This is a genomic window from Cohnella massiliensis, assembly GCF_900169535.1.
Taxonomy (GTDB): domain Bacteria; phylum Bacillota; class Bacilli; order Paenibacillales; family Paenibacillaceae; genus Cohnella; species Cohnella algarum.
In genome coordinates this window covers 1,010,506-1,017,232 of the sequence record NZ_LT821258.1, presented here as the reverse complement: position 1 = coordinate 1,017,232, position 6,727 = coordinate 1,010,506, and the positions used below count along the sequence as shown (strand labels likewise).

At 58.5% G+C, this 6,727-nt stretch carries 4 protein-coding genes; 3 read left to right on the top strand and 1 reads right to left on the bottom strand.

Annotated features, from left to right (window positions below; genetic code table 11):
- A partial coding sequence (locus tag B7E11_RS29985; RefSeq protein ID WP_213084140.1) for a hypothetical protein occupies nt 1-528 on the top strand: 528 nt, incomplete at its 5' end.
- 35 nt (nt 529-563) lie between these two features.
- Here the strand turns inward: B7E11_RS29985 and B7E11_RS14060 are convergent.
- The gene (locus B7E11_RS14060) at nt 564-857 is read right to left on the bottom strand and encodes an RNA polymerase alpha subunit C-terminal domain-containing protein (protein WP_080835393.1); all 294 of its coding nucleotides are present in this window, start codon (nt 855-857) and stop codon (nt 564-566) included.
- A 556-nt stretch (nt 858-1,413) separates the two neighbouring features.
- Between B7E11_RS14060 and B7E11_RS14055 the strand changes: the two genes are divergently transcribed.
- The gene (locus tag B7E11_RS14055) at nt 1,414-2,760 is read left to right on the top strand and encodes an ABC transporter substrate-binding protein (RefSeq protein ID WP_425430066.1); all 1,347 of its coding nucleotides are present in this window, start codon (nt 1,414-1,416) and stop codon (nt 2,758-2,760) included.
- A 105-nt stretch (nt 2,761-2,865) separates the two neighbouring features.
- On the top strand, nt 2,866-6,555 hold the full coding sequence (locus tag B7E11_RS14050; RefSeq protein WP_176220736.1) for an S-layer homology domain-containing protein: 3,690 nt from the start codon (nt 2,866-2,868) through the stop codon (nt 6,553-6,555).
- Nucleotides 6,556-6,727: the final 172 nt, after the last annotated feature.

The following is a 6,727-nucleotide window of genomic DNA, read 5'->3' as shown; positions in this document are numbered from 1 at the left end:
ATGTCCAAAACCGAAATCCGTGATGATGGAGGCAGTGTCGGACCTGCTCATTTCGGCGCTGGTTGGGTTGTTTTCCTCTTTTTTTATGCCGAAGAGACGGTTACAACTGACCTAAATCACCGGACTTTTAAGGAAGACTGGCTGCTCACCGCATGCCATCCGGGGAAAGATAGAGTTACGGAAGTCAGCCCTGGCTGCCGGCTTACGAAAGACCTTATGAATAATGATTGGTTGTGGAGTGATCAGAGGCTTATCGTTTGGACGTTTCAATCCACGCATCCCGTAGGGGATGCGACAGCCTTGCAACAGAGCCCTTGTGCAGCAAGGGTTTGCAAGCGCTTTGGTGCGATTCTCCCAGGAAAATCATGTGCGCTTGGGGTTCGCACCGAGGTTAGGGTGATACATGAGCGACTAATTCGACGGTTTGGCGGCTCGTTCGGATCATGGCCTGCCAGTGGTAATGGCTCTCCATTTTTGTTAGTTGAAATAGTCTTACCGTCCGATGATGTCGAAACACTTGGATTTTGATGAGCTTAACTTGCGACAGCGGGATTGGGCGTTCCTCAGTTTTTGAACGATAACCCGTGTTCGCCTAGAGCGGCTCGAAGCTTGGGCAAGGAAGCCGGGCCCATGCCGTGAAGCTTCAAAATCTCCTTCTCGCTGTAATTCGCCAGTTGCTTCAGCGAAACGATCCCCTCGTGCTCCAAAGCCCGTCTTGCAGGCGAGGAAAGAAGGGAGAGAAATCCGGACTCGGGTTTGCGTTCCTGCTCGCAGACGGGGCAGGTGGGACAATCGCTGCTTTTATAGTAGGCATGGCCTTTTTCGCAGGTTTTTAACGTTTTTTCGGTAGCTGCCATGAGCGCATCTCCTTGCTCCGTCGTTCCGCCGTTCGCCGATCATGAAGGTGCCAAAAGTTACAGGTCGCCCGGCACAGCGAGAATGAGACGGATGAATTACGTTCTAATTCGACGCCGGATCTTCATTTCCTTGCCGTTACGGGCAAGAGTCTGCCGGTTAAGATCCAAAAAAGTTTCAGGCGGATCCCTCCGACGACTTATCGGGGGGATATTTGCGTCGGGACACGGAAGTTACCGATTAGATCGTATAAAAAGCGAAACAATGTCCAGATCATCTGAAAATAATCCAGTACAGCGCTTACATTTCGCAACCTATAATGGGATTGTCTTCAATAAAGCAAGGAAAGGGAGGGGGGCGAACAGGTTTTTACGTTCGGGCAGCAGGCGCGTTGCACCAAAGATAAGCCGGTCGCGCCGCCGGTTCATGCCGTTTGCATGGCAATCGGCTGACGACCGAAAGGAACCGGAACCGGCTGCGTCATTTTTGCTTGACGGCAGGTTTATGCTCTTGGTTCGGTTTGCGCATCAAATAAAAAATGAAAAGGGATGTGTTGGCGTGAACAGGTTTCGTGGATGGATGCTCTCACTGACGTTGATCGGGTCATTGGCGCTGTCGGCCTGCGGAGGCGGGAATTCAAACGGTCAAGCCGGCGCAAGTCCGAGCGAGAGCGCGAGTTCGCCGCCGGCCTCTTCGCAGGAGGCTTCGTCCGCGCCGCCCGCCGGGAACAAGCAGGTCGAGATTTTCAGCTGGTGGACGGGGGCGGGGGAGGAGGCCGGACTGAAGGCGCTCATTCAACTGTTTAAAGAGAAGGAGCCGGATATCGAGGTGATCAACGCGGCTGTTGCGGGCGGAGCGGGAACGAACGCCAAGGCGGTGCTCGCCAGCCGCATGCAGGGCGGGGACCCGCCCGGAACGTTCCAGGTGCACGGAGGCGCGGAACTGAACGCGGGCTGGGTCGCCGCGGGCAAAATGGAGCCGATCAATGACCTGTACGAGGCGGAAGGCTGGACGGACAAATTTCCACAGGATTTGATCGACATGGTCAGCAGCGACGGCAGCATTTGGTCCGTTCCCGTCAATATACACCGCGGCAACGTTCTCTGGTACAACAAGAAGGTGTTCGATGAGAACGGCTTGAAGGCCCCGACGACGTTCGACGAGTTTTTCGAGGTCGCCGAGGCGTTGAAGGCGAAAGGCGTCACCCCGCTGGCGCTCGGCGACAAGGAGCCGTGGGCGGCCACGCATTTGTTCGAAACGGTGCTGCTCGGTACGCTCGGCGCGGACGGCTATCGCCAACTTTGGACCGGGGAGCTGTCGTTCGAAGATGCCAAAGTGACGGAAGCTCTGGAAACGTTCAAAAAAATGATGGGCTACGTCAACGAGGATCATGCGGCCCGCAACTGGCAGGACGCCTCGCAGCTCGTCGCCAACGGCGAAGCGGCGATGAACGTAATGGGGGACTGGGCGAAGGGGTATTTTTCCGGCGATTTGCAGCTGGAGGCGAACGTCGATTTCGGTTACGCCCCGACGCCGGGAACGGAAGGCATGTTCATGGTCATCACGGACACGTTCGGACTGCCGAAGGGCATTTCGGACCCGGATTCGGTCAAGGCTTTCCTGAAGGTGCTCGGCTCGGTCGAAGGCCAGGACGCGTTTAATCCGCTCAAAGGCTCGATTCCGGCGCGCACGGACGCCGACGTTTCCAAGTATGACGTCTACGGCAAGGAGACGATGGAGGACTTCAAGTCCGCCGCGCTGACGCCGAGCCTGGCGCACGGTTCCGCGGCATCGGAAGGCTTCCTGACACAGGCGAACCAGGTCATCAACATTTTCGTCACGAACGGAGACGTCAATCAGGCGGTTCAAGGCTTTAAGCAAGCGGCAAGCGCCGAATTGAACTAATAGCTCCGATGGATGAGTCCCCCCGGCTCATCCAGCCTTACGAAATCAAATGAAAGCGGATTCAAACGAGTTTCCCGAAAACGAAAAGAAAATGGAGGGTATCGAATGCGACTGGGAACGCAACTCCGCAAGACCGTCGGCTTAACCCTCGCTTTGTGCATGACGCTGGGGGTAGGGAGCGGCGGCATTCGCGCCAGCGCGGAAGAGGGGGCGCCGGCCGGAACGAACGCTTCGGACATCGTCGTCACGTTCGACTACAATTACGAAGGAGCGCCGGAGCCCGCAAAGGTTGCGTCGACGGAAGGCATTCTTCCTTACATTCCGGAGGCGGAAAGAGAGGGCTATTCGCTTGAGGGCTGGTACAAGGTCAAAAATCCGGAGCTTGCGGATACGGCGGCGACGGCGGAAAGCCGGTTCGGCGAAAATACGACCTTGTATGCGATCTGGCAAGCCGAATATGCCAAAATCTCGACCGCGGACGGCGAGAAGGAGGTCGTTCTCGGCTATGCCCCTTCGTCGGGAGTCAGGCTGATCGACGAATCGGGCCGGGCGCTTTCCCCGGAGGAGATTGCCGCTTACGACAAGTCGTTTCCCGTATTCAAGGACTTGAATAAAAACGGCGCGCTCGATCCGTACGAGGATTGGCGCAGACCGGCGGAAGAACGCGCTTCGAACCTCTCGTCGATCATGGCCGCCGTATATGACGGCGTGCCGCAAATCGCCGGCCTGATGCTGTACAGCGCGCACTATGCGGTAAATTCTCCGATTCCGGCGGAAGCGCAGGCGAAGTATTTGAAAGAGGACCATGTGCGGCACATTCTTGTGACAAGAAGCGCATCGCCGGAAATCAACGCCAAATGGAACAACAACGTCCAGGCGTTCGCGGAAGGAACGTCGTTCGGCATACCGGCCAACAACTCCTCGGATCCGCGGCATGCGGCCAACACGACGTCCGGCGTCGAATTTTACGTGGAAAACGCGGGTGTATCCGCTTGGCCGACTTCGCTCGGCCTCGCGGCGACATTTAACCCGAACACGATGAAGCAATTCGGCAAAATCGCTTCGATCGAATATCGGGCGCTCGGCATTTCCACGGCGCTTTCGCCGCAAATCGATATCGCGACGGACCCCAGATGGAGCCGGTTCAACGGAACGTTCGGCGAAGATCCGAAGCTCGCCTCGGCGATGGCCAAAGCGTATGTGGACGGATTCCAAACGACGTACAAGGACGGGACGTCCGACACGCCGGCGGAGGGCGGCTGGGGCAAGCACAGCGTCAACGCGATGATCAAGCATTGGCCGGGCGGCGGCTCCGGCGAGGGCGGCCGGGACGCGCACTATGAATACGGAAAATATGCCGTGTATCCGGGCGACAACTTCGAAGCGCATCTGATTCCTTTTGTCGACGGTTCGTTAAGTCTGGAGGACGGCACCGGCATGGCGACGGCCGTGATGCCCTACTATACGATTTCTTACATGCAGACGCCCGGCAGCGAACCGAACGGTGCCAACCTTCCGGGCGCGAAGCTGAACGTGGGCAATGCATACAGCGATTATATGCTGAACGGCGTGCTGCGTGACGCGTATCGATTCGAAGGCGTCATCACGACGGACTGGAACGTTGTCGGACCGAAAACGGCGCCCGGCGGCGGTTTCGACCGCGACCTCCCGGGGATGGTATGGGGAGTGGACGACCACTACGGCCTTTCGGGCTTTTCCATGGACGAGATGGCCCAAAGAGCGCGTCTTCTGCTGGATGCCGGCGTGGATCAGTTCGGCGGCCTCAACACCATCGCTCCGATCGTAACGGCATATAACAACGCGTCGGGCGAGGATCAGGCGAAGCTGCTCAAACAGCTTGAAGTTTCCGCTTATCGTCTGCTCATGAACATTTTCCGAACGGGATTGTTCGAAGATCCTTATCTCGACCCGGAAGAAAGCAAGAAAACGGTCGGCAAAGACGAGTTCATGGAAGCGGGCTATAAGGCGCAATTGGAGTCCATGGTGCTGCTAAAGGATAAAAATGGGTTGCTGCCTCTTTCGAAGGACCGCAAAGTGTACGCGCCCGGCGCGGACGCCAATACGGTAACGCTGCTGAAAGCTTACTTCGGCGAGTCGAACGTCATCACGGATACCGCCTCCGCCGGCAGTGCGGATGTTGCGATCGTCTTCATGAACTCGGTTACGGCGGGCGGGGGGGCCCGAAACGCGGATGAACGCGTCAACGCCTACACGCCGATCAATCTCGACTTCAAGGCGTATACGGCGGCGAACGCGCGCGCGACCAGCATCGCGGGCAATCCGCTCAGAGAACAGCCCGGCAACGCCGGCTCGCCGGTAGTCGGCATGGAAAACCGCTCCTACAAGGGAAAGACGACCGACATCGCGCCGGCGGCCGCGGCGATCAACGAGCAAATCGCCAGCGCGAAGGCGAGCGGCAAGCCCGTCGTCGTGTCCGTCAATATGTCGAATCCGATAGTGATGGAGGAAATCGAACCGAATGCGGATGCGATCCTCGTCAACTTCGGCGCGCAGAAGTCGGCCGTCCTCGACATGCTGACGGGCTCGACTCGCTACGGCAAGCAAGGAGGCCCGCAGGCAGCCGTTTATCCTACGGCCATGCTCCCGATGCAGCTGCCGAAAAATATGGACGAAGTAGAACGCCAGTACGAAGACGTGCCCCGCGATATGGCCAGCTATACGGACAGCGAGGGAAATGCGTACGACTTCGGATTCGGCCTCACGTGGAAAAACGGAAGCGTCGGCAAAGTCGACGAAACGGTGAATCCGGGCTTTGTTCCTTACGTGGCCGAAAACGCCGAACCGATGACGCTCCCGAACAACAAGGGAACGAACTTGGCAAGCCCGTATCGGATCGAGAACCGGATGAAGGTCAAATTCGACTTTGGGTACAAGAAATCGGAAGGCGACAAGGAGAACGCCAAAGTCACCAAGATTGTAAACAAAGGCTCGACGGTTACCCCTCTCGAGGCGCCGGAACGGGAAGGGTACTCGTTCGGCGGATGGATGAACGGGGGTCAAGGGTTCGATTTTTCCGCCCCGGTGACGGACCATCTCGTGCTTGCGGCGAAGTGGATCAGCGAGGCGACCCCGGGCATTCCGGTCCCCGGGACTCCGGTCCCGAGTCCGGCGCCAAGCCCGGAACCGTCTCCGGAACCGCCGGAACAAGGCGAAAGCGGCTGGACCGAACAGCAGGCCAGGGAATGGCTGAGCGCCCGGTTCTCCGACGCGGATGACGTCCCCGCCTGGGCGCTCAAAGCGATGGCCATGCTGGCGGACAGGGGGATCCTGCAAGGCAAAGGGGACGGGCGGATCGATCCGGCCGGAGCGGTTACGCGCGCGGAGTTCGCGGCTGTGCTCGTGCGCGGACTCGGCCTCGGCTTACGCGGCGACCCGCTTGCCTTCGACGACGTCAAGCCGAACGCCTGGTTCAAGTCGGTTGTCGATATCGCGGCCTCCAACGGGGTCGTTCAAGGAATAGGCGGCAACCGATTTGGCCCGGAACTCGCGATTGCCAGGCAGGACCTTGGCGTTATGATTTATCGCGCGCTTAAGGCCGTAAACGTCGCGCTGCCGGAAGCCGGAGCAGGCGGATTCTCGGATGACGGCCGAATCGCCGCCTACGCGATAGAAGCGGTTCATGCGCTTGAGGCGGCAGACATTGTCCAAGGGCGCTCCGACGGCCGGTTCGATCCGAAGGCGATGACGAGCCGGGCGGAGGCGGCGGTCATCCTGAAGCGCGTCCTCGACCATATCGAATCGGAGATGGAGTGACGCTATCCCGGCACGGCCATGCCTCCCGCGAACGCGGGAGGCTTTTTTACAGAGAAATATCCAGATCACCGCAACATAATCCAGTCCTTCGCCGCGGCGCGCGATTTTATAATGAAGGCGAGGAGGCGGCAGACCAACCGTCACATACACATACGCCCAGAAGGAGAGAAAG